Consider the following 23,782-nt stretch of genomic DNA (forward strand, 5'->3'; position numbering starts at 1 on the left):
ATTTATTGATTTTTTCATCCTGAAACAATCAAAAAATCCGTTCGTCTTCTTTACAACGGCTTCTTAATGGGTGACCCTAGGGTTTAAAGCAGGTCCTACTTATGGTGGGAAAAATAAACCCAGTTTATATGTGCTTGATTCTAATGAGCTAAATAGTGCCGCAAAAAGAGATATTGACGCAGCTATTAATAACACTCTGCACTTATCACCGTACAATTACCCTAAAGTAGAAACTTCAAGTATGGATATCATTAAAAGTAATGTTGAGTATGACAACTTTTTAATAGAAATTTTAGAGAGAAATTGAAATTAATGAATATAGAAAAGTTAATAAAATTAATTGGCACTGTACAGGATGAGCCCAATCTTATTGAATTCTTGAAAGAATTTGGTTTTCCAAAATGTAATGAATATACGATTTTAGACCCTGATTTACCTTATGTTAATAAGGATACGCCTGATAATAGTCTTGGTTTAATTTTTTATTTGCCCAAATACTTAAGATTAAAAGGTGCAGAGACGCTTGATACTTCAAAGCTTATTTTTAGTGGAGTTAGATTTTTGCCTAATTCCGATTCAAAAGCTATTTTACCCTTTAAATTAAATTGGTCTGATAGTTTTGAATCATTAAAGTCTAAATTTGGGGAACCTGTTGCAACTAATTTCTATTTAAAAACAGATAAATTAAGGCAGGCGTCATGGTTTATAACTGCTCATTTAAACCTGCAATTATCTGTTACTTTTGAGAAAGAGTTTGGTAATGCTGTTAGGATAACTATCTTCATACCAAATGATAATTCTCCAATTTAGTTTTTAATCGATTTTTATTGCTTTCAAAAACCATCAGGGTCAGGTCTTTCGTTTTGCATGACAGGTAACTTAATATATTTAGCGTTTTAATAAGGAGGCTTATGTCTCCTTTTTTATTGCTACTGATAAATTTTCAGCGCTAACAGGTTAAATTATTTAAAGCTAAATCTTGGTGTACATTTTTCAACGGCAAGTTGAATAATGTGCAAAATGAAAGACCTGACCCTAGGGCTTCCTAGGGTTTCGACTTAATGAAAAAACAAACGAGTGGTTTATTGATACTATGTACCCATCTAATAAAATAGGAAGTTAGGTATGTTTAAATGGCATAACGATAAAAGATTTACGCAACTTTACACCGCAACTCAATCTTTTACTATGCTTAACGCAGAATATGATCCAGAGTTATTTTCAGTAGAGAATGAACTTGAAGCTATGCTGATAAATTGTCATAAAAACCTATATTCTTTATTTTGTGAAAAAGGATCTCCATATTCATTGGATGACTTAAAACTTGCTATTAAATTTGCATATAAGCAAGGTGAAGATTATTGGTGGGCGCTAAATGCAGAAAATTATGAAAAAGATATTTATCTGCAAGCTGATTATGAAATAGGGATCCAGTTTTTTGCACTGGCATGTTGGGATGATACGTTTCCAGAATACGACGTTTACCATGAAGATGAATTGTATCACCCTGAAATGTTTAAGCTTCTACTAAAAAAGCGAGTTTGGGATGTATTTTTCCCGGGTGAAGAATTGAAGGGCTACAAAGAACCAACCTCCGGCATTTTACCCACCTTTACCGATAAGGTGATTGCAAGAGCTAAGCAGACATAAATAAGCAACAATAAAAAATGGCGGTTAATGATATTTAGCCGCCATTTTATAAAGAAAACGGTTAGCGAGGTCATAACCTTGATTCGATTAATACTAAAGGTGTTTGTATTCGCTACATTAATAAGCTGCGCCACACCGAATACCTACCAAGCCGATAACCAACCTAATAGTTTGGCCAATACCACGGGTATCGACACCTTAAGCAAGATAGATAAAAGTCTGCCATTGTACCTAACTGTGGTCAGTGATTTTGTTCAGCAGCAAGTGTGTTACCCTGCCTACCCCAATAACCCTAATGTTTATGTATCACAATGTGTGACCGCTACCGATGATAGCCGAGCGATGGTGGTCGATAGCTTAAAACGCATCGCAGGTTTTACAAATATTCAAACAGGGTTAATGGTCGATACTGATATTAACCGCCAAATTGAACCAAACCCTGAACTGAGCCCTGAACTGAGCCAACAAAACAGAGATGTTTCTAACTACAGTGAAGGCGGGCCTATTACTGCTAAGCCTTTATCTGCACCAGTAGCTGGTGCGTTGCCCAAGGTGCTAACACCTGCCTCATTAAGGTTAGTGGTGAGTTATCGCAAGCAAAACGATACCCGCGAAAGACACAAAAAAGTTTGGCTACACTTATTAACCTTGTTCTCTTTACCTATGGATTACACCGTCAGTCATAGCATGTCTATGCAATTATACCAAGGCGATAAATTGGTTAAACGTTATCAGCACACCAAAACCGCCACACAAAGCGAAACTTGGTACAACGCCGGCAGTTACAAACAACAAGCTATCGATGCATTTATCGCTGAATTTTTTAATGATTTAACCGAGTAAATCGCGGTAAGTCGGTGTTGTTTTCTATTTAGGGGCAGTAGGTGCTAAGCGCGATAAACACTTCTTAAAACTAAGTCATTATTAAACGCTAAGTGGCATAACTGCTTTAATCCCATTTCCAACCCCTCTCTTTTTTGTTTCAGTCATTTCATTGGCATATTTGAATTCTGCACTGGTTATTTTTTGGTTATAAATGTTACTATTTGTTTCTACCTAATTTTAAAATAATAATGTGAATAATAACCATTAGGATTAAAGGATTATCACTATGCAATTTCGCCTATTTCAACATGTCATTGGGCTAATATTGGTTTTGTTTAATTCAATTGCGATAGCCGCTATTGATGAAATAAAGACCCACGAGAACATCGTTTATTTATCTGCAACCGATAGTAACGAATTGCGTCGCTACTCTTTAACTACGCAAAGCTTTTTGCCTGTTATCGACCATCAAGCTCCCATTACTGCGATACACGTCGATAGCAATGGTCTTTTTGTCAGTGAAGGGCTTTCGACTTATCGCTATGATTTAGACGGTACAAATAAATCGCTTTTTAGAACAACAAGTAAGAGCATAAAAGGCATCACTGCGATAGGTGATACAGTGTTGTTATCAGATAACAGTTATGTTCAATCGGTTACTGCGGCAACAGGCGCGTTTATCGATGAACAGAGCTTGTGGTATAGCGCGAGTCGATACGCTGCTCAACCAAACAGCAATGCTGTTTTTACCACATCTTCTGGTATTAGCCCTGCTGATATTTATAAAATTAGTTTTGATGATTCAGGCAAGTATCAGGGAAATGAAGAAAGCCCTTACCATGGCAGTTATTCTATCGGTTTTGAGGTGTTTGTTTTTCCATCAGGCAGTTTTGTAACGGATACTTCAGGTACGATTTACCACACTTCAAATTTAAATTATGCCGGTAGCTTAGGCCGCTCTTTTGACCATTTAAGTTTTTGGCAAGGTTTACCGATTAGCCTTAAAGGTGATGTTTTACACGCTTACAACAAGGCTAATTTAGAAACCGGTTTGTATGAATTAGCCAGCTCAAATGCTGAAAAAATAGCAGTCTATCAAGATGATATCTTTGTTTTTAATGGCAACGACGATACTGTTGAGATTGTGGATGTCACTGAGTTATCTCCTGCTGATCCCGCTGCGCCACTTGATCCAACCGGCTTGGCTTACACGCCTGATTCGGTCTTTTTAGATAAAGACAAAGACACGGTTTATCTATTTAGCCAACAACACTTAAACATTTTTAGATGGTCTATCGCAGATAATCAGTACCTGAGTTCTATTGGTTTAGCGCAAGCGCCAAGTCATGTTAGTTATTCAGCTGCACAAAATCGCATCTATTTAGCTTACTCTAATTTAGTTAGCTACATTGATCTAAGTTCAGGTTTAGAAATGCCTTTTACCAATATGGCATCGACTATCAGCACAATCGAAGTAGCTGATGATTATCTGGTGGTTAGAGACAACTCAGGCGCTTGGGGCAGCTTTCATGTATTTAACCAAGCGGGTGAGAAAACACATGAGAATGAGTGGGCTTATCCAACCACCCAGTTTGCTTATCAAAGTAGTAAAGAGCGCCTTTACTATATTTCGGGTTACTCACCATCCGACTTACATTGGCATCGCTTAGATCAATCAACAGGTACAATTGGTGCTGATAATGATAGCCCGTATCATAGTTCAACTGGTTGGTTTGGGCCTATTAGTCCTTCACCGTTAGGCCATCAGGTTGCATTAGGCTCAGGACGTGTTGTTTCGGGTAGTAGCATGACAGAGCTTAACTACTTAGAAGGTGAGTCTTTAAGGCATCAAGCTGTTGAATGGTTATTAGGCAATATTTTTACCTTACGCAGCATCGACGCTAATAATAAAACCTTATTTAGTCGCTACAACCCAGATTTTAGTAAAAACACAGGAGATTCGATTGAGTTATCAGGCAGCCCGGTTGCCTTAATTCCATTGGTTGATTCTGAACAAATGCTAACGGTTGTTAGTGATGCCGGTATTCCGAGCTTTTCAGTGCACAGTTTTGATGTAAATGACTTTGATGCCGATGGATATTTTGATGACGTTGATTTATTCCCAGCCGATGCCACAGAGTGGGCTGACTTTGATGAAGATGGCCTAGGTAATAATGCCGATACGGACGATGATAACGACAGTTATTTAGACCAAGCTGACGCCTTCCCATTTGATGCCACAGAATGGCTGGATACTGATCAGGATAAAGTAGGTAACAATGCTGATACCGATGACGATAATGACAGTTATTTAGATCAAAGTGATGCGTTTCCGCTCGATGCTAGTGAATGGCTAGATACGGATGGCGATAATATTGGCAATAATACCGATTTGGATGACGACGGTGATAATGTCAATGACAGTGAAGATGCGTTTCCGTTAGATGCGTCCGAATCTGTGGATACAGATAACGATGGTTTAGGCAATAATGCTGATACCGATGACGATAATGATCTTGTACTGGATTTTGAAGATGCTTTTCCTCTGGACCCATCAGAGCAACTTGACACGGACTCAGATGGCATAGGTAACAATGCTGACGAGGATGATGATGGCGATTTAATTAATGATGATGAAGATGAATTTCCATTAATTAAAGCGAACACTACTGATAACTCGGATAATTCAGATAATTCAGATAATTCAGATAATTCAGATAATTCAGATAATTCAGATAATTCAGATAACTCGGGTGGTGAGCAATCTAGCTTAAACCCGAGCACAATCATTGCGACTGATTTCTTCCCTAATAACAGTGGTAGTAGTTGGAACTTCGATACGGGTTTAACAATTAGAGTCGGTGAGCGAGAAACTATTGCAGGGCAAAGTATTAGACCACTGCGTTTTAGTTCGGGCAGTGAGTTTGCAATTTTGGCGCAAAATTCTCACATTAGTTTGCTTGGTTTATACATACCTGGATTAAACGTCAATGGTACTAATTACAACGTTGATCTGAGTTTTAATGGTGGTTTTTTCTTAAACCAATCGGGCAGTAGCGCAGGTGCGGGACGTGTTGATATCAGCCCTACTTATGGTGAGAGAAACATCACATGGGATGCATATGTGAATAGCTATGCGCAAATAATCGATACGCCTAGTGGCCAGTTTGAAACGATTGTCAGTGTATTCGATTTATGGGCTACTGCTAATGTTGATGGCAACCAAATTAGTATGCAGTACAGTGCATCGATTTATTTTGCAGAAGACGTAGGTATTGTCCGTATTGATGAGAACTATGGTTCGAGTTCATTATTAACGAATTATACTTTAGGCACTGCGGCAGAGAATAAAGCGTCACAAAATACGTCAAGTAACAGTGGCAGCGGCGGTGGCGGCGGTAGCTCAAGCTTATATATCTTATTGCTATTACCATTGGCGCTTTATAGAAGACGCTAAAGTATTTGTGACTAGCACACTCCATATCTCATTGAGATATGACTGCTGTATAAAGGTTTAAAAAAGGAGGCTTATACCTCCTTTTTTTATTCGCTTATTTTAGGTGGTATTTTAATAACACATCTAGGCCTTTTTTACTCTCGGCGATGGTTTCAAGTGAAGTCATACCGGGTAAATAATCGGTTTGCTCTAGCACTAGCCAGTCTGTCTGAGCTGATACATTGGCGGCAATTACGGCAGGCCAATTGACATCATCTTGACCAAAAACCAGCGTTTTATTTTTAGTTAAATCTTGGTAAGGACGGTAGTGTACTGTTCGGGTATTGGTCGGGTATTTATTGATATATTCAGCTGGGTTTTGGCCTGACATTGCAACCATGCCTATGTCTAACTGTAATGGCATACTATCGGGCGTATGTTGGTGGATATAATCCCAATAGGTGGCTTGTTTATAACGGCTAAACTCTAAATCATGATTGTGAAAGCCCAACTTCAAGCCATGTTCGGCCACTTTATTTGATACGGTATTAAGCTGCTGGATAAATTCATCTATTTTCAATGGATCCCACGCGCGTTTATCCCAAGATACAATCAGGTAGGGCGCGCCTAAGTCTTGATAAAACTGCACACTCTTCTGAAAGTTTGCATCATCAAATTCATTAAACTCAACATGTGCACCGGCAACACCTAAACCTAAATTAGCCAAATATTGTTTTAACGCTTTGCCCTGTGTTTTATCAAATGGGCCGTAATCACGCGCAAATTCAACCCCTTGGAATCCAAGTTTAGCAACTTGTTGTAATGTGCCGTCAAAATCTTTACTGAGTAAATCGCGAATTGACCAAAGTTGTAAACCCACTTTGGGCAATATTAGCTCTGTGCTTTGGTTAGTGAGTGTTGGCTGTTTGGCCTGATTTGCATGTGCGGCAGATAAAAAGCTCATACCCAGTGACAGGGCAATAACGAGGTTTTTCATTAGCGGTCCTTTTGCGTTAATTGATTGGGTTTTTAAACAGCTTTTGATAATAACACAGGCATTACAATTGAATTGTTGAATAAACTTTATCGAGTGTAGGTTGAGCGACAAGGAAGATTAAATGCTTAAAATACAGCCATTTATTGCAGTTCGTCGCAAATGGTCTGACCAGGTGTAAAAAAATGTTTCATGTGGGAAATAAGTCGCCTATTATCACGAATGATAATGATTTAATAAAAACAAGGATGTTACATGCAATATGTAAAGACACTCTCGATGATCGCCCTAATTGGTGCACTACAAGCTTGTGGTGGAGGAGGTGGCGGCGGAGGCTCTACCGCAAACACTAAAGATACCACGCCTACTAACTTTACATTTGCCGAGCAAACGGACACTGACATCAACAGCGAAGTACTGTCTGAAACCATCACTATTTCGGGCTTAAGTGAGCCTGTTCCTATTCGCGTTAACAACGCGGTTTATTCTATTGATGGCGGGGCGTTCACGTCTGACGCTGGCACAATCAGCAATGGTCAAACCTTAGTGGTTCGTGTAGATACAGGTGATGAATTTGCAACACAAACGCAAGCGAGTATTACTGTTGGCTCCACTACACGTACGTTTACTGTTCAAACCCGTATCGGCCCAGATAAAGAACCCGATGCTTTTTACTTTAATCTGATTGATGATGTGGAAACCTTAAGCATTGTTAAGTCTGAAACGGTAACGATTACGGGCATTGAAGTGCCGACTGAAATTGGTATTGCTAATGGTACTTATTCTATTGATGGCGGTGCTTTTACCGATGCACCCAGTAAAATTGAAAATGGCCAAACATTAACGGTTAGAACGCAAGCCTCTGCTAATTTCAGTACTGAAACAGTCGCGACTATCACTATAGGTGAAGTGACGGGGCTCTTTAATGTGATGACCATCGCTGCGCCTGATTTAATGCCTGATGCCCTTGTTTTTGATGCCTTCTCAGACACTAAAATCAATACCCATGTCACCAGTAATAGTGTGGTGGTAACAGGTATTAACCGCAGCGTTGATATTAGTATTGAGGGCGGTTGGTACAGTGTTGATGGAGGCCAAGCAACTCAAGAGCCGGGCATGATTGATGCTGGTGCATCGATTGTTGTGAGCTTAAATAGCGCCAGCGAATGGGAAGCCACAGCCCAAGCAAATCTTACCATTGGTGAATTAACTACAACGCTGAGCGTCAACAATGTTACTGAGCGAGTCGGTACTGATAATACTGGCCCAGAAGTTGTTATCACTCAGCCAAGTTTTGACGGCTTGCTTGAAGATAGCATGGGCGTGATTGCCGTAACCGGTCTTGCTTATGATCAAAACCCGATTAGCTCGATTAAAGTGGCCGGGAAAAGTGCACGCTTTCTTGAAACATCTGTTGATGATAAAGGCGATACTGTTGTTAATTGGTTAGCAATAGTACATGTGCCAGAAAATGAATCGTTAACTTTAGCGGTAGAAAGTGAAGATTCAGTCGGTAATAACAGTAATTTATCATCAGCTCCTGTTATCAGTAATAAAGAATCAGCAGATCCTGTCTTTATCGCCGATATAGCCAACGAGCGTTATTTAACGCTGAATAACTTTCGCGATGAATTAAGTGCAGTAGATTTTAATACCGGCGAAAAAACGCAAATTTTACAGCGCGGCACAAGCTTACCGTACCCTGCAGCGGCTAATGTGATTGGCGATGTTTTTTATATTAGTAATATTGTTAATAACAACCAATTACAGCTAACGGCGGTTAATGCCCAAGATGGAACCATCAATACTATATCTTCTAATACCATAGCAGTACCGGATGATTTAACTTATATCTATGTTTGGAATTCCGTTTATTTAGCCGCAGAAAATGCGCTCTATTACACTTTTGCATTTCACTCGCCTGGTAAAACTAAATACAGCATCATGAAAATGGATTTGGACGATAATCAATTAACTACATTGGTTGATGATTCTGAAAACCAAACCATTCCAATTTCTAAAGAAACATTAGGTATTTACCAAGACAAGCTAATAGGTAAATACGAAGTGGATTTAGGCCAAAAGTGGTTAGTGTCTATTGACCCTGTTACAGGTGAAACGGCTCTGCTATCGGAGCAAATCAATGTACGTGTTCGCCAAGTCGTATCTTCTTCTGGCGGGGAGCTTTATCTCATCGGTTTAGATGGTATTTACCAATATGATTTAGCTCAGGCGCAACTTTCAAGTATTTCAGCTGAAATTGGACGAATGGATGTCACATTACAACAAGTGCGCGGTGCAACACTGAATAAAGATGAAACTGCATTGCTGATCAAAGAAGATGATTATTATGTTGAAGTGGATTTAGCAACAGGTAAACGAACGGCAAGTTATCAGAATAATGTTGGAACGGGGACGCATTTAGCGGCACCTAGAGATCTCGTTTTGGATGTGGATACCAACAAAGTCTATATTGCTGATGATGGCTTAAACGCATTTAATGCCATTATTGAAGTGGATTTAGCGACAGGTGTTAGAAGTCAGCTGGTTGATACATCAACCCTTTCTTATCTTGAGCCTACAAAAGATATCGCTCTAGATAAAACTGCTAACCAACTGGTTGTGCCATTTGAGACTGAAATCGCATTTATTGATTTATCTACCAAACAAGTAGAGAGACTCAACTTAACATCACTCAATCAAGGTATTCGTGATGCGGGCCGTATTAGCTTAGATACCGATAATAAACTGGCTTACCTTGCTGCAAAAGTGGATAGCGTATGGTCTATTTTAACGATTAACTATCAGACAAAAGCTTTAGTTAATGTATTTAAATTAGATCAATTAGCTGAATATACCGATACCTTTTCTGTGACGGGGTTAGCTTATACAGGTGAGGCAGGAAAAGTGTATGGCGTTGTACAATCAACAAAGACAATTTATCAGTTTGATTTAAATGAAGGCACTATTGAGACATTTGCTAATAGCTGTATCAATAACGCAAACTATGATTTATTAGCTAATAGTGATTCAGCTATTCAAAATATTGTTTATCGTGCCGATACCAAACAACTCGCGGTAACGACCGATAGTGGCTTGGTTTATTACGATATTGAAGAGCCAACCAACTGCCATGTTTTAGATTCGAGTGCACGAGTGGAAGGCTGGACAAGCGAGATTCATTATCTTGATTTTGCCTTTGGTAAAAATGGTGAAATCTTTGCTACTGAGCTCGGTTCGCTGTCTCAATTACAAGCAACAAATGGCAGACCTGTCGTAATTGGCAGATAGCTTAATCATTAAAGCACATCAAAAGGAGTCAAATGGCTCCTTTTTTTACGTGTTAAATCAGCAATAAAAATGTTTCTAAACTTAATATAGTTGTTACATTTTGTTACTATGGTGTTAGTACTTTAACAAACATGGAATAGTCATAATGAAAAAACTAATCGTATCTCTTTTTGTGCTTTTTACAGCTTTTAGCTCACAAGCTGCCTTTATAGAAGTTAATGCGTCAAACTACATTGAATTTGATTTTGAAGTTAAAGGTAATAACGGTGTATTTGATAACGATGTAAACAGCCTGACCTTTTTGTGGGATTACTCTCAAGCAACATTTTCAGATTGGTCTTTTGTTGAACGCGTAGAGATATATAACGGGAATACTTTATTGTCTTCTGTAACTAGTGGTCTTGGTGTAACTTTGTATGACCAATCAGTAAGAAATCATCCTAGATCAATGGATTTTAGCGCTATCCATGATGGTAGTATTGACGGTAAAGTTAAAATTTTCGCTAGTTACCCTTCTGCAGCAAAATCGGTCGAGTTTACAGACTTTTTTGGTTGGACATTAGATGTATGTGATCCGAATGACTTCTACAGCTGTAACTATGCACAAAACTCTTATATCTCAATGGGCAATCCTTCACTACAAACGGTTAATGTTAATGCACCTGCTTCATTAGGTTTATTTGCACTATCTGTTATGGCTTTATTTGCTGCCCGCAGAAAAAACTAATTTTACGTTTTTAACAGAATTTAAAAGGAGCCAAATGGCTCCTTTTTTATTACTTACTGTGTGGCAGTTACCTATTTGTCACTTATCTGTCGTCTTGCTGTCGGTTACTTTTAGTGTTGATTTACGCCTTTTTGATAAATAATGAGCATACTTTAAAGGTATGTAAACGATAGGAAGTGGATTGAATGATAAAACAAAGACGTTTAACAAAAGGGTGGTCGCAAGAGCAATTAGCTGAGATGGCAGGGCTTACAGCAAGGACAATTCAGCGCATTGAGTCAGGTAATAAACCCAGCTTAGAGTCATTAAAAGCACTAGCCGCGGTCTTTGAAATCAGTATTGATCAATTAAAAAGTGAAACCTTTAATACAAGTGACTCAGGTTCAACTAATTCAAAGCTAAAGCAGCAACAGGAAATGAAAGCTTTTTACATTCACTTCTTTTTATTCCTGAGCATGATGCCTGCTATTTTTGCCGTTAACTTTTTAGTTTCACCACAATATATCTGGAGTTGGTGGGGGCTTATCGGTTGGGGGATGGGAATTAGCATTCACGGTATTGTGATGCTGGCTAAGTACGGTTTTGTTTCTGTAGGTCAGGCGTTTAAAACCGATGTTTAGCTTTAGTTCGCCTCTAGAATATTTTGCCAGTTATGGATTTGTTCTAACTCAAAGATATTTTTATGGTAAACCTGATAAAGTTTACCCGACTCTCTAAAGTGGCTCAGGCCTTGTTCCAAACAATGAAATAACTCTGCGCTATCTGGATAAGCTTTAGATACAGCAAAGTGTCTACTTCCCTCTAACATCACGTAGAATTTTGGAATAGGCACGAGTTTAGGCTCTAGCTCATATGCCATACTTGGCGTCAGTCTAAAGGGTGCTAACATTACATCAACCCAACCATTGGCGACTAACTTAGTAATAGAGCCCCAACTCGGGTCAAAACTCAATGTTCTGGGTTGTAATTTTTCTAGTGTTTTGACATCTACCACCCATTCTTTACTGGTAATGGCAGACAAGTTTTGAAAATCAGATAAGTTCTTTACGGCAAGTGCTTGTTGATTTTTTTCTGACGTGTAAATACCAGCTTTGTATTCACCTTGGCGTATAACCGCTTGCGAAATATATAAATCATCTTGGTAATTTTCTATTTCGTTTAACCAATAGGAGTCGTAATTGAGCCCAATACGGCCTTTGACTAACGTTTGCATTCTTGCACTATACAAGCTGACTACTTCAAGCTGGATATCAAAATTACAGCCTGCTTGAGCAATGGCTTGTTTTTGCAAAATAATGTCAATAAAGATGCGCTCGAGCTTTGGGCTTGAAAAAGTATCAATGCTTAGCGGGTCGCGACCATCTAAATAAGCCAAAAAGCGATCGTGTACAGGCTGATTAACCGCTAGGTAAATGGTCTCAGAAGATAGCGTTTTACTCGTTCCAGAAGCGGAAAAAGCGAAAAGGGAAAATAATAAAAATACAGCTTGCAAGTAATGGCTCGAATGTAACTATTGAACATAAAATAGTCTATCGAAAGAAAAAAAGCAGTCAACGACTGCTTTCTAACCATTTGTTCGAACATATAGCAAAAGTGCTAAATTAGTGCAGAGCCGCTCTAAAAGGTAAGCCTTCACAGATTTTGGCTTCAGCTATTAAAATAGCGTTTAGGCGTTCATCTACCTCTTGTTTATCAAAATATTCGTAAGCCAATTCGACAAATAAATTTTTGTGTTTTTCTTCTGATTTAGCGATGGCGACGTAAAAGTCTTTGTCTTTTCCGGCAGGGAGTGCTCGAGCAACCAGTGAAAACCTTTCGTGGCCTCTGGCTTCGATAACACCCGCAACGAGCAAGCGGTCCATCAAAAATACATCTTTGCCATGGCGAAATAAACCGCGGATTTGCTTGATGTAGTCATCTTTTTTGTCATCACCTAAGATCACATTTCGTGCGTCGAGTAATTTTAAAACTTGCTTGAAGTGAATTAATTCTTCTAAGGCTAAATCCGTCATTGCTCGAACCAGTTTTTTGCGATCTGGGTAATGAGATAACATAGACATCGCCATGCCTGAGGCTTTTTTCTCTGCTGCTGCGTGGTCTTGTAAAAAGCTATCGAAGTCTGCTAATACAGCTTCCGTCCATTCAAATGGGGTGTGGTACTTTAATTCAAACATGGCACTAATATCGTTTATTTGGCTAAGCCCATCATCAATGTTTAGTTGATGAGGCGGTCAATATGGCGGGCGATTTTACCGACTTTTCACCTTAGGCTCAATTATTCTACTGTTAAGTAAGATAAGTGTTTATCGATTTTGCCATTTCGAGTGGCCGCCACTTTTAGCGGGTGCTTTATCTGATTCCAAGCCGTGACTTTTCCGGCCATATTTATCTTTTCAAAGCCGAGTATTTGAGTGGAAAGTGTTGATGTATCTACTTGCATAAACTGGCAGAATTGTTCAAAGCTATCGCCTTTAGCGATTTCTAGTGTCAGTAATTGCTGCTTTTTTATTTCGTCTGTTGCAAAGTAAGTAAGCACTTGCTTTTGATGCTCAAAATAGCACTGTGATAAATAGTCATAATCAGCTACTTTTTGTTGATCTAAATCTGGAAAAACTTGAGAAAAACAGCGTCTTAAATATGGGTTAAAACCCCCATCTGTGCGCTGCAAATTAGTTAGCATGCGCGTTAATAATTGGCTGATTGAGGGAAGCCATTGTGCTAAATCTCGGGACAGATAGATAAACTTGCTGTTTGGGTAAAATCGATCGAGCTTGGCAAAATCGCTGAAAACGGGCGTATCAGCAATAACTTGAGCCTGATCGAAACTGTCTTGAGTGTAAGCGGTATGCGCCGTTTTAAAACCTAAATTTAAACTCGCACAACAAATTGATGTGGTTGCAGTACGAGGAAGTCCAATGATAAAGGTCTTTGAGCGCATAATACCGTGTGTTCTGCGATGATTGATATAAGCATGTTAACTGATTTTCTCATTTCGCTTTAACGCTTTTAATCCTTTAAGCAGTTTTTTATGGCGTATAGCCAATAAACTTATGACTATCGCTAAATATATTAGTGTTTCGGTGGGCGTTGCTTTAACCGACCAGTAAAAATGGACCCAAACTAATACCAGTACGAGGTAAACCCAATTGTGCAATTTTTGCCAGTTCGGCCCCATTTTTGCCCTTATCTTGTTGATGGACGTGACGCTAAGTGCTAACAGCAAAGTAAGCGCTAACATGCCAAGCCAGATATAAGGTCTTTTAACGAGTTCTTCGATAAACAAGTCGACTTGAAAATTCAGTTCAAAAAGCCAAAAACTAAAAACGTGTAAACACGCAAAAAAGGCAACGTATAAACCAAACATACGACGAGTTTGCATCAACCAAGCCTGTTTAAATTTTTGTGCCAAAGGGGATATTAAAAGTGTCAGTAATAGAACTTGTAGCCCCGTCATACCAGAAAAGTGAATAACAAATTTAACCGGGTCGTTAATGTATTGACCCGTTAAATCTGTACCTATAATTGCTTGGTAATAAGTGATGACGGTGAGGCTAAGCAAAAATAAATGCGCGACGCATTTTGTAACGCGTATTTTGTATTGAGGCTTTTTCATAAAAACTAATAAAACTTAGCTAAATCCATATCTTTATACATGTGTGCGACCTGTTCACCGTAACCATTAAAAGGTAGGGTAGGAATGTAGTTTTGAGAAAATAAGCCTCCAGATCCCAAACGTCTTTCTTGTGCTTGAGACCATCTTGGGTGATCAACTTTGGGGTTAACGTTGGCATAAAAACCGTATTCTTGTGGCGCACTAAGATTCCAAGTCGTAGGAGGCTTTTGATTCACCAATTTAATGCGGGTGATCGACTTAATACTTTTAAAGCCGTATTTCCAAGGCACAACTAATCGAATCGGGGCACCATTTTGCGTCGGTAATTCTTTACCGTATAAACCCACAGCTAATAAAGTCAAAGGGTTCATTGCCTCATCTATTCTCAGCCCTTCTACATATGGATATTGAATACCACCACCGGCAAAACGACTTTTTTGTCCTGGCATTTCTTCTGGGCGATATAAGGTTTCAAAGGCTACAAATTTAGCTTGGCCGTTAGGCTGTGCTTGCTTGATGACATCGGCAAGGGGAATACCTACCCAAGGAATGACCATAGACCAAGCTTCAACGCAGCGCATACGATAAATACGCTCTTGCAATGGATACTTGCTAAATAAGTCTTCGTAATTGAGTTTAAAGGGGTTTGCGCACAAACCATCAACATTGAGTTGCCACGGGTTAACCGTCAACATGCCTTCATATTGTTTGGGATCCGTCTTACGCGTACCAAATTCATAGAAGTTGTTGTGACTGGTAATTTTTGCTTCGGGTGTCAAAGCTTCTGTAAAAGGTTCGTCTGCTTGGTACTTTAATGCTTTTAAGGCAGATTTTTCTTCATCTTTATCTTTAAACCAGCTGATTGCATGGGCTTGCTGGCTCTGGCCTGACAGTAACGCGCCCGCACCTAAAAAGCCCAGACTTTTGATTATTTTTCGTCTGTCTTTATAGATATTTTCTGGCGTTACTTCATTTTCGCTAATATCAGAAGTGGATGTCTTTTTTATCAGCATAATCAGGCCTTAATCAAATTACTATTTGGTGGTATTACGAAATAAGAACGAGGATCGGCTAATTGTCTTTCAGCTAAAATTGACCTTTATTGAAATTCAGACATAAAAAAAGCCAGTGTCTTTAAGAGAAACTGGCTTTAATCTCATCTAAGTTTATTAGGCAATTTTAAAGTGCGATAAGCTGCGATCTAAATTGTTTGTCAGTTCAACTAAACCTTGCGCTGAATTTTTACCTGCTTTGGCCACATCGGCAGCATCGTTTGCGCTATCTGCAATCATATTAATCCGTCTTGAAATATCTTCACCGACTTGGCTTTGCTCGTTAATAGCTGAGGCAATTTGATTATTCATATTTGTGATCGTTGTTAATGAATCAGCAATTTGATTAAGTGCACTGGCTGCTTGTTGGGTTTGATTCACAGTGCCTGCACTTGAACCTTTACTCTTATCCATAGCATCAACACCCTGTTTTGAACCATTTTGTAAGCGTTCAATCATATGTTGAATTTCTTCTGTTGAGTCTTGGGTGCGCTGCGCGAGGCTTCTTACTTCATCCGCTACTACGGCAAAACCTCGACCTTGTTCGCCAGCACGAGCCGCTTCTATCGCAGCATTTAATGCCAGTAAGTTGGTTTGATCGGCAATACCGCGAATAACATCTAATACCGATACTATGTTCTCTACATCATCTCCTAAAGCGGTGATCACATCACTTGCTTCATCAATTTGTTGTGCCAAGGTTTCAATTGAGTAGACGGCGTTATCAACGATACCGTGGGCACGTTTACCTTCATCATCTGCGCTCTGAGTCGCACCAGCTGCATTAGCCGCACTTTCTGAAACGATTTGTGATGAAGAAGACATTTGTGTGATAGCGGTAGCAACCATATCAATTTCTTGTCTTTGTTTACTGAAACTATCGTCTATATCCGATGAACGACGGTCCGCTGCTTCAATCTCTTCACGTAAGTGATCGACCGAAGCCGATACATGCTTCATTACTCCGAGCAATGATTCACGCATTCTCACCGTAGAGCCATAAACTGAATTTTCTGGTGCGCTAGTATCAATATACGTCGATTCAGATAAGTTACCGGAAGCAACCGTTTGTACTAAAGCCAATACATCTTTTGGCTCGCCACCCAATAAGGTCAATAAGCGTTTAGTCGTAAAGGCAATAAAGCCAGCTAAGATGACTGTTAATAATAATGAAATAGCTAGTTGCCAACGCGCAGAAGACCAATAACGGGCATCCACTTCTTGGAAGCCAATCCCGGTCCCTACATACCAACCCCAAGTAGGTGAACGTTGTGCAATTGATAATTTGTCATCAATAGTGCCATCGTCTAGGCGTTGGCTCCATTCATAAGTAGCAATACCTTTTGGTTGGCGCTTAACGGCATTAATCAAGATTTGGCCAACACTTTTACCATTAGCATCTTTGTAGTCGTGAAAGCTTGAACCGTGTAACTCAGGGTTTAATGGTGTTGCTAAAAACGTCATGTTTTCATCTGCAACGTAGACGTATTCATTGTCTTTATAGATATTGTTTCTCAGTAAATCTGTAGCAAGTTCTTTCGCTTTTTCTTCGGTTAATAAACCTTGCTCGGCATATTTTTCGAATTGGATAACTGAGCTGTAAGTTGATGTGAACAGCTGTTTAACCCTAGCTTGGTTGTCTGAATCACTGGCGGCTCTTAGTGTAGTTAGCCCGACAAATGTCAGGGCAATAAACCCTGCTAAAATGAGGGCGATAAGTACAGCAACTTTTTTCCGTAACGTCATTTAAACTACCTCTGTTGTAACTTCGTCAACTTTATAATTACTGCTTGGTGTTGAGCGAATTGACATCATGATTAAATTAGAAAAATATATATTTGGACCATTATTCTCTAGTTTTTGCTGTTTTATCAATACCTTGGCAGCGAGCTATTGAGCCAGATTGCAATATTTATTAGTGCTGAGAAAAATTTGTTGATAGTTCACCTTATTCTTAAAGCTATTGATTGTTGCTTTTATCATCGCTAGATACAGTAACGGCGGGGGCTAGCGCTGTATTTGGTGTTTAGAGGTAAGTAACTGAAAGTTATAGATAAATATAATTGTCATTCTTCGCATTTTTTAATAGGAATGTGTAACAATATGTAATTCTTGGTTGCTTGGAAGGTGATTGGTTTTCACAAAAGTGTAATATTGGGTAAAAAGCCAAACTGGGTGTTTTTTATACCCGTTTAAAACTTACAAATATTCCCAAGCCTTTTTAACCCCTAATTAGATGCAACTTATGACGCACTTAATTATTTTTAACTATTAAAGCCTTATTATTATTGCTTTTTTATAAGTGGACTTTTAAGTGGATTTATAAAAAGTGGTCATAGGCATATTTACTTAACATTAAAATACACACAGTGATGATCAGTCGTTTTAGATAAATAGCTTTTATGTTCGTCAGTGTTTTAGATGCAAAAAAAGCTCCGATAATTTGTCCTAGAATCATGACAATACCTGCAAGCCAGAACACTTGTCCTGCGATAATAAAGACGCCTAAAGAAGCTAAATTAGTTGCTAAGTTAAACGTTTTTGCATGTATGGTGGCACCTACCAAATCTTGGCCCTTGAGAGATACACCTGCTAAGGTGAAAAAAGACCCCGTAGCAGGACCAAACATCCCATCATAAACACCAACTGTTGGAATAACGGCATTTTTATATGTTTTAGCCGATACTTTTGCGGGTTTTATTTCATCTAGCTTGATAGGCAGTAAAAAGTAGATAGTAATGGCAACAAGCACAATGGGAATAACAATGCTCAGTGCTTTTGCATCAATAAATTGTACGGCTATGGTGCCCAGTACCGAACCTAAAAAAGCCATGACAATAAGTGGCCTGACTTCACGAAACTTAAAGAGCCCTCTTTTGTAAAGCAAAGTACTTGCCGTTAAAACGCCAAAACTAGATTGTAACTTGTTGGTGCCCAGAGCCATCAGTGGCGGTACACCTGCTAACATCAGGGCTGGTATAGTGATAAGGCCACCACCACCAGCTAGCGTATCAATATAAGAGGCAACAATCGCAACTGCAAACAACATCAATAGCAAGGATAAACTTAATTCGATCATAAAAAATGGGTGTTTAAAAAGAGGTTAGTCACATCAAACACTGTATCAGACTTTATCTAGTGAATTAAATTCATATAAATGGCATGAAAATTAAACAAAACAATTAATCTCTGGAAAAAAGGGCTTGTCAGCTAGCAATCGCTTTGTATAATGCTTGCCACTTGATTTGGTTTTAACCTCGTAAAATCAAAGCTATATACAATGCCGGTGTGATGGAATTGGTAGACATGACGGATTCAAAATCCGTTGCCTTCGGGCGTGGCGGTTCAAGTCCGCCCACCGGTACCAATCTTGTATATATCCTATAGTAGAACGTTTTTGAGCATATGAGCTACAAAAGCGATTGCCCGCTGAATTAGTTGCTTAGAATAAAAAACCTATTCGATACAAAAAATTTTCCAGTGGATATACCAATTTCGTAGCCAAATACAGCCTATTATCTTCACTACTTGTCAGCTAGATATAATAAATCAGGTAAATAACTCACTGAAAGTGCCTTCTTTTTGAATACACTTTAATGAGTCAACATAACTACGGTTCAACTTATCATAGAGCCAATTCCCCATACTCAGGCGTTTGATGCCAATATTACCGAGCATTTCGAAATTAGCCATGTCAGGCATTGCCAATAGATTGATGGGTAATGAAGTACTGCTAACTAACTGCTTAATATCGTTTAAAATAACCGCACAAGGAACAAAAATACCGTCAATACAGGCTTTTTCGTACTTGTGAATACGCTCGATAGTCGTTTCCAGCGGCCTAGAAGCGCCCAACAAAAATGGGTCAGTTCGTACATTAATAAATAGCGAATTGTCCGAATTTTTTAATCCCTTTTTCACGTCCCTCAAAATATCGGTGAACTCATCAGCAGGAAGTAAAGTCCTTTTTCCATTCTGTACAATACTATCTTCGATATTGATCCCAGAAACGCCCAGCTCTATGAGCTTGTTAATATTACTGAGAATGTCTTGTGCGTTTCTGCTATATCCAGATTCGATATCGACTGATATAGGGATAGATACGGATTTAGCTAGTCTTTCGACAATGAAGCACAGCTCCGCAAATGTCATGTCCTCACCATCTTGGTAGCCCAGTGAGTTTGCAATCGCTGCACTTGACGTTCCAATAGCTTGGAATCCTAACTCTTGAGCTTGTTGGGCTGAATGAGTGTTCCAGACATTACAAATTAATAGAGGTTTGTTTTGATGATGTAGTTGTTTGAAGTCCATATTTTATTTCCTTTCTTCATTGTAAAAATTGGGTTTTGTCCTGACGTTGATGGATAACATCAGTTAAAGATTGTGAGGTTTTTTCTTGTTTTAAATTGACGCCTTCGTGCTGTAGTAACCACTTCTTTCGCGCAGTGCCTCCAGCATAGCCAGTAAGCTTTCCATTAGCGCCAATGACACGATGGCAAGGCAGGATAAGTGTTATAGGGTTTCTGCCATTTGCGCCCCCAACAGCACGAACTGCTTTTGGATTATTCAAACGATTGGCAATATCCATGTACGAAATGGTTTTCCCATACGCAACCTGCTTAAGTAATTGCCAAACTTTTTTCTGAAACTCAGTTCCCCTGATGTCCAGTGGTAAGAAAAATTGCGTTAGCTCTCCTGCAAAGTAATCTTTTAACTGAGCCTGACATTCTCTGGTTAACTCATTTGCTTTCACATCTGAAGTTTGTTCGCCACAAAATATCAACTGTGTAATGCCTTTATCAGAGGCTTTAAACTCGATAAGTCCCAATGGACTTTCCAGATAATCGTTATACATCTTGATTTGATGGTTGCGCTAAGTGATGTGGCTAATTTTGCTGATAACGCTGGAGATTAGCCAACGATATTAATACACTAGTACTATAAGAAAACCTTATAGTACTAGTGTATGTTCAGGCATTTACCGAACCTAAAGCATTTGTATACTTTTGCATCAGCGGGAAGACACAAAAGTTATAGTGCAGCTGCTAACGAACTTTGCTTGTCTCAAGCAGCGGTGAGCCAGCAAATGCGGCATTTAGAAACACAACTTGGCTACAAACTGTTTTATCGAAAAGACAAATCCATGTTGCTTACTGAACAGGGGCAAGCGTTGTATTTGGTGACTCATGAAGCATTTTCCATGCTGAACCAACAAATCAAAAAACAACAGCAGTGTGAAATTGCTGGAGAGTTGACGGTTACTACAACGCAAGCTTTTGCGTCTGTATGGTTGATGTCAAAGCTGCATCTTTTTACAAAGTTACACCCAGATATCAAAATTAATATCAAAGCCTCTGCTGAGTTTGAAAATTTAGAGGAGCAGGGTATCGATTTGGCGATTCGCTTTGGGCAAAACGTCACCCAATCATTGGATAAGCAGTATGCATGCGAGTATTTCGGTGAAGACGAAGTATACCCCGTTTGCTCCCCTAAGACTGCCAGTAGCCTCGCTGCTCAGAATCCAAAGGAACTGTTGAATTCTTGGCTTGTATGTTTAGAGCACTCAGGTCCTTATACATGGCGCGCGTGGTTCGACAATTTAGGAATTGACGCCGATAAAAAGCATAAAAAATGGACCCAGGTAAACAGTACTGATGTCGCATTAAATGCGGTACTAAATGATCATGGTGTGACGTTATGTGTGACCTATTTATGCCAGCATCTCATAGATAATAAGCAGTTAGTTATCCCACTGAAAATACCTCACCCCAACAAGGTGAAGCGCTATTTCGTTTACCACAAAGCAGCGAGAAATATAGCAAGGCTCAAAACTTTTACCGATTGGTTAAAAGCAGAAATGAGCTCAAACTAGTGTCAAGTAACCTTATTGTGCCGAGTGATTTGTTGAAATATTTTGATTTGGTGCGCAGTAGAACTAGTAACATGCACAAGCCTAATTAAGATTTAGCCGCATATGGAAAATAATGCCACTTCATATCGTAAGCTATAAGTTGTGGAGGCAAAGGTTTTGCTCAAGTTTAAACTGTTAAGCTATAAACAGTGTGGCTAATTTCCCTATTTTTATATTTTCTAAGCGCTAACTTAGCGGTGTTTGATTAGGTTTAATTGCAATTATGGAAAACTAGAACGAACTCTTTTTTTTTCCAACTTGGGAGTCGTATTTTCTTCAAATCACTTTAATTCCAATTAAGCGACTTTCTTTTCCATCTGTACTTTATTAACTGAGTTGGGCAAGGTGATTTTAATTGTTGTGCCTTGGCTTGGTTTACTCTCTACGCCAATTTTTCCACCTAATTTTTGTGTTGCTAAGTTGTAGACTATATTCATGCCCAAACCTGTACCGCCTGAACCGCGTTTAGTGGTAAAGAAAGGATCGAATATTTTTAATCGTGTTGCTTCATCCATACCCACGCCGTTATCGATAAAATCGATTTCATCAAACGCTAGGGTGTGTTTGATTTGGATGGTAATCTTGCCCTTATTCAGGTCTAAGAAGCCATGTGTGATGGCATTGCTAACTAAGTTGTTGAGTATCTGGCTTAACAAACCCGGATCGACATTGTGCTCAGGGTTATCACCTATAATTTCCCACTCAACATTGTTGCGCTTCATTAAGATTGATAACGCCCCCATCACATCTTCAATATAATCTTTGAGTTTGATCATTCGGTTCTCTGCAATGACCTGATCAGCAGAGATTTGTTTAAAGTTCTGGATTAACTTTGAACACCTATCTAAGTTATTTTGAATCAGCTTATCGGTGTAGATTAGGGTATTTAAAAACTCATGCATATCACTGCGCTTGAGCTTCTTCTCTTCTAATAACCGTAAATACAATTTGGCATCATCGCCAATTGAACTCGATGATGTGACTACCACACCTATTGGGGTATTGATTTCATGGGCTACCCCTGCAACCAGCTGCCCTAAAGAAGCCAGCTTCTCTGATTCTATTAATTGGTTTTGCGTATTTTTAAGTTCAGTAAGTGTTTTTTTAAGTTCGGTCGATATTTTTTTATTGTTAACAAATAGCTTAGAGATGATGGCCGTTAAACTGATAAACACAGCTAAACAGATAATACTAATTAAGATAATCCATGTTTGTTTATCAATCACTTCTGCTTGGCTTTGCACGGTAATTGATTTTTCTTCGAGTTGTTCTGAGGTGTCGAGAATTTGCTTTTGTTGCAACTCTAAACGCTTGGTTTGTGTTTTTACTTGTATTTCTAATTTACTTAATAAAGCCAATTGCTCTTCTACTTTGAGCTGATTACTTTCGACATTTTTTGTCGCCAGCGCGAGTCGTTGCTCGGCTTTTTCTAAGCTTATCTGCGAGGACTTTTTATCTAAATTAACTTGCTCTAATTTACGTGTGGCATCAGTTAGCATTTTATTTTGTTTGTACAATGCATCTTTTGTTTGTTTAAACTTTTTGTTTAAAGCGGTCATATCGCTTTGCATGGCATCTAGCTTGTTGATCTGCGTTGTAAGTGCTTGCTGCTTTTCCACCAGTTGTTGTTGAGATTGGGCGTTTTGAGCACGTAAGCTCTGCATCGCTAGCTCAGTTTCGCGGTATAAGCCGACAATATCTAGTTCGCTTCCACCGTGTAAAATTAATTCTGGTTTAATCGACAATTGTTCAAAAACCATATTTGGCCGATTGATCTGGAATTTTAGTTGATAGGTTTCTTCGTTGATGGCTGCATTATCAATGATATTGATCATCACGTTATGCAGCGATGGGCTATTTTCTGTGACAATTAACGTGCCTTTACCACGAGATAAAGCGATAGCATTATCGATATCGCCATTAATACTTTTCGAGAAATAAATAAGCTGGGAGTTTGGTAAGTTATTCAGGTTTTCTGCATAACTGACGGATATCTTTCTGCCTTTGATGACTTCACCATCTAATACCGATAAGACCTTCATCATGGCTCTATCTTTGGGCACGACAATAAGAAATGGGGTGTTTTCTTCGCTATTTGGCCAATCGATATTTTTTATAAACTGACCAACCAAAGCAATTTTAAAGTCAGCATGCGTATAATTTTGTGCATGTGTTAAGCATGAAATTAGTAAACACAAGGTTAGAAAAACTGGCTTCCAGCCTTTTACAAAACGCGCCATTTAATCTCCCTATGCAAACGCTCAGAACTGTTTGTTTTTAATT

At 39.0% G+C, this 23,782-nt stretch carries 19 protein-coding genes and 1 tRNA gene; 9 read left to right on the forward strand and 11 right to left on the reverse strand.

Annotated elements, in window-relative coordinates:
• Nucleotides 1-312: 312 nt before the first annotated feature.
• From HR060_RS07065 to HR060_RS07080, 4 genes are all read left to right on the forward strand, one after another.
• The gene (locus tag HR060_RS07065) at nt 313-810 is read left to right on the forward strand and encodes a hypothetical protein (protein WP_174199595.1); all 498 of its coding nucleotides are present in this window, start codon (nt 313-315) and stop codon (nt 808-810) included.
• A 315-nt stretch (nt 811-1,125) separates the two neighbouring features.
• Nucleotides 1,126-1,650: a hypothetical protein gene (locus HR060_RS07070; RefSeq protein WP_174199596.1), complete on the forward strand. Its 525-nt coding sequence runs from the start codon at nt 1,126-1,128 to the stop codon at nt 1,648-1,650.
• Nucleotides 1,651-1,728: 78 nt separating this feature from the next.
• Nucleotides 1,729-2,493 carry a hypothetical protein gene (locus HR060_RS07075; RefSeq protein ID WP_174199597.1) on the forward strand — a complete coding sequence of 255 codons (765 nt, stop codon included), beginning with the start codon at nt 1,729-1,731 and terminating at the stop codon, nt 2,491-2,493.
• Nucleotides 2,494-2,761: 268 nt separating this feature from the next.
• The gene (locus HR060_RS07080) at nt 2,762-5,932 is read left to right on the forward strand and encodes a YncE family protein (RefSeq protein WP_174199598.1); all 3,171 of its coding nucleotides are present in this window, start codon (nt 2,762-2,764) and stop codon (nt 5,930-5,932) included.
• A gap of 94 nt (nt 5,933-6,026) precedes the next feature.
• On the opposite strand, the gene HR060_RS07085 is transcribed toward HR060_RS07080, so the two are convergent.
• A complete protein-coding gene (locus HR060_RS07085) occupies nt 6,027-6,908 on the reverse strand; it encodes a sugar phosphate isomerase/epimerase family protein (RefSeq protein WP_174199599.1) in 882 nt (293 codons plus the stop codon).
• A 252-nt stretch (nt 6,909-7,160) separates the two neighbouring features.
• On the opposite strand from HR060_RS07085, the gene HR060_RS07090 reads away from it, so the two are divergent.
• From HR060_RS07090 to HR060_RS07100, 3 genes are all read left to right on the forward strand, one after another.
• Entirely contained in the window at nt 7,161-10,196 is a 3,036-nt protein-coding gene (locus HR060_RS07090; RefSeq protein WP_174199600.1) for a hypothetical protein, read from the forward strand.
• Between the two features lie 145 nt (nt 10,197-10,341).
• Nucleotides 10,342-10,923, forward strand: a complete 582-nt coding sequence (locus tag HR060_RS07095) for a hypothetical protein (RefSeq protein WP_174199601.1) — start codon at nt 10,342-10,344, stop codon at nt 10,921-10,923.
• 185 nt (nt 10,924-11,108) lie between these two features.
• Entirely contained in the window at nt 11,109-11,543 is a 435-nt protein-coding gene (locus HR060_RS07100; protein ID WP_174199602.1) for a helix-turn-helix domain-containing protein, read from the forward strand.
• 2 nt (nt 11,544-11,545) lie between these two features.
• Here HR060_RS07100 and HR060_RS07105 read toward each other — a convergent pair whose 3' ends face one another.
• The 7 genes from HR060_RS07105 to HR060_RS07135 all read right to left on the reverse strand — a co-directional run bounded on the left by HR060_RS07105 (nt 11,546) and on the right by HR060_RS07135 (nt 18,667).
• The gene (locus HR060_RS07105) at nt 11,546-12,415 is read right to left on the reverse strand and encodes a hypothetical protein (RefSeq protein ID WP_174199603.1); all 870 of its coding nucleotides are present in this window, start codon (nt 12,413-12,415) and stop codon (nt 11,546-11,548) included.
• Between the two features lie 109 nt (nt 12,416-12,524).
• Nucleotides 12,525-13,097 carry a MiaE family protein gene (locus HR060_RS07110; RefSeq protein WP_174199604.1) on the reverse strand — a complete coding sequence of 191 codons (573 nt, stop codon included), beginning with the start codon at nt 13,095-13,097 and terminating at the stop codon, nt 12,525-12,527.
• 101 nt (nt 13,098-13,198) lie between these two features.
• On the reverse strand, nt 13,199-13,861 hold the full coding sequence (locus HR060_RS07115; RefSeq protein WP_174199605.1) for a sulfotransferase: 663 nt from the start codon (nt 13,859-13,861) through the stop codon (nt 13,199-13,201).
• 36 nt (nt 13,862-13,897) lie between these two features.
• Nucleotides 13,898-14,536: a protein-methionine-sulfoxide reductase heme-binding subunit MsrQ gene (locus HR060_RS07120; protein WP_174199606.1), complete on the reverse strand. Its 639-nt coding sequence runs from the start codon at nt 14,534-14,536 to the stop codon at nt 13,898-13,900.
• Nucleotides 14,537-14,541: 5 nt separating this feature from the next.
• Nucleotides 14,542-15,549 carry a protein-methionine-sulfoxide reductase catalytic subunit MsrP gene (gene msrP, locus HR060_RS07125; RefSeq protein WP_174199607.1) on the reverse strand — a complete coding sequence of 336 codons (1,008 nt, stop codon included), beginning with the start codon at nt 15,547-15,549 and terminating at the stop codon, nt 14,542-14,544.
• 156 nt (nt 15,550-15,705) lie between these two features.
• Nucleotides 15,706-17,334: a methyl-accepting chemotaxis protein gene (locus tag HR060_RS07130; protein WP_174199608.1), complete on the reverse strand. Its 1,629-nt coding sequence runs from the start codon at nt 17,332-17,334 to the stop codon at nt 15,706-15,708.
• A gap of 574 nt (nt 17,335-17,908) precedes the next feature.
• The gene (locus HR060_RS07135) at nt 17,909-18,667 is read right to left on the reverse strand and encodes a TSUP family transporter (RefSeq protein ID WP_174199609.1); all 759 of its coding nucleotides are present in this window, start codon (nt 18,665-18,667) and stop codon (nt 17,909-17,911) included.
• 203 nt (nt 18,668-18,870) lie between these two features.
• Between HR060_RS07135 and HR060_RS07140 the strand changes: the two genes are divergently transcribed.
• Nucleotides 18,871-18,955 (forward strand) — tRNA-Leu (locus tag HR060_RS07140).
• A 182-nt stretch (nt 18,956-19,137) separates the two neighbouring features.
• On the opposite strand, the gene HR060_RS07145 is transcribed toward HR060_RS07140, so the two are convergent.
• The gene (locus HR060_RS07145; protein WP_174199610.1) at nt 19,138-19,899 is read right to left on the reverse strand and encodes an isocitrate lyase/PEP mutase family protein; all 762 of its coding nucleotides are present in this window, start codon (nt 19,897-19,899) and stop codon (nt 19,138-19,140) included.
• A gap of 16 nt (nt 19,900-19,915) precedes the next feature.
• A complete protein-coding gene (locus tag HR060_RS07150; RefSeq protein WP_174199611.1) occupies nt 19,916-20,443 on the reverse strand; it encodes a methylated-DNA--[protein]-cysteine S-methyltransferase in 528 nt (175 codons plus the stop codon).
• Between the two features lie 111 nt (nt 20,444-20,554).
• On the opposite strand from HR060_RS07150, the gene HR060_RS07155 reads away from it, so the two are divergent.
• Nucleotides 20,555-21,460, forward strand: a complete 906-nt coding sequence (locus HR060_RS07155; RefSeq protein ID WP_174199612.1) for a LysR substrate-binding domain-containing protein — start codon at nt 20,555-20,557, stop codon at nt 21,458-21,460.
• A 335-nt stretch (nt 21,461-21,795) separates the two neighbouring features.
• Here HR060_RS07155 and HR060_RS07160 read toward each other — a convergent pair whose 3' ends face one another.
• Nucleotides 21,796-23,739, reverse strand: a complete 1,944-nt coding sequence (locus HR060_RS07160; RefSeq protein WP_174199613.1) for a YfiR/HmsC family protein — start codon at nt 23,737-23,739, stop codon at nt 21,796-21,798.
• Nucleotides 23,740-23,782: the final 43 nt, after the last annotated feature.

Origin of the sequence: Marinifaba aquimaris (genome assembly GCF_013328345.1) — a bacterium.
In the GTDB taxonomy this organism is placed as follows: Bacteria; Pseudomonadota; Gammaproteobacteria; order Enterobacterales; family Alteromonadaceae; genus Marinifaba; species Marinifaba aquimaris.

Bases quoted from the DNA above. Each gene is read 5' to 3' on its own strand.
- HR060_RS07065 (WP_174199595.1), top strand. From the start codon at position 313: ATGAATATAGAAAAGTTAATAAAATTAATTGGCACTGTACAGGATGAG.
- HR060_RS07070 (WP_174199596.1), top strand. From the start codon at position 1,126: ATGTTTAAATGGCATAACGATAAAAGATTTACGCAACTTTACACCGCA.
- HR060_RS07080 (WP_174199598.1), top strand. From the start codon at position 2,762: ATGCAATTTCGCCTATTTCAACATGTCATTGGGCTAATATTGGTTTTG.
- HR060_RS07085 (WP_174199599.1), bottom strand. From the start codon at position 6,908: ATGAAAAACCTCGTTATTGCCCTGTCACTGGGTATGAGCTTTTTATCT.
- HR060_RS07090 (WP_174199600.1), top strand. From the start codon at position 7,161: ATGCAATATGTAAAGACACTCTCGATGATCGCCCTAATTGGTGCACTA.
- HR060_RS07095 (WP_174199601.1), top strand. From the start codon at position 10,342: ATGAAAAAACTAATCGTATCTCTTTTTGTGCTTTTTACAGCTTTTAGC.
- HR060_RS07100 (WP_174199602.1), top strand. From the start codon at position 11,109: ATGATAAAACAAAGACGTTTAACAAAAGGGTGGTCGCAAGAGCAATTA.
- HR060_RS07110 (WP_174199604.1), bottom strand. From the start codon at position 13,097: ATGTTTGAATTAAAGTACCACACCCCATTTGAATGGACGGAAGCTGTA.
- HR060_RS07115 (WP_174199605.1), bottom strand. From the start codon at position 13,861: ATGCGCTCAAAGACCTTTATCATTGGACTTCCTCGTACTGCAACCACA.
- HR060_RS07120 (WP_174199606.1), bottom strand. From the start codon at position 14,536: ATGAAAAAGCCTCAATACAAAATACGCGTTACAAAATGCGTCGCGCAT.
- msrP (WP_174199607.1), bottom strand. From the start codon at position 15,549: ATGCTGATAAAAAAGACATCCACTTCTGATATTAGCGAAAATGAAGTA.
- HR060_RS07130 (WP_174199608.1), bottom strand. From the start codon at position 17,334: ATGACGTTACGGAAAAAAGTTGCTGTACTTATCGCCCTCATTTTAGCA.
- HR060_RS07135 (WP_174199609.1), bottom strand. From the start codon at position 18,667: ATGATCGAATTAAGTTTATCCTTGCTATTGATGTTGTTTGCAGTTGCG.
- HR060_RS07145 (WP_174199610.1), bottom strand. From the start codon at position 19,899: ATGGACTTCAAACAACTACATCATCAAAACAAACCTCTATTAATTTGT.
- HR060_RS07150 (WP_174199611.1), bottom strand. From the start codon at position 20,443: ATGTATAACGATTATCTGGAAAGTCCATTGGGACTTATCGAGTTTAAA.
- HR060_RS07155 (WP_174199612.1), top strand. From the start codon at position 20,555: ATGTTCAGGCATTTACCGAACCTAAAGCATTTGTATACTTTTGCATCA.
- HR060_RS07160 (WP_174199613.1), bottom strand. From the start codon at position 23,739: ATGGCGCGTTTTGTAAAAGGCTGGAAGCCAGTTTTTCTAACCTTGTGT.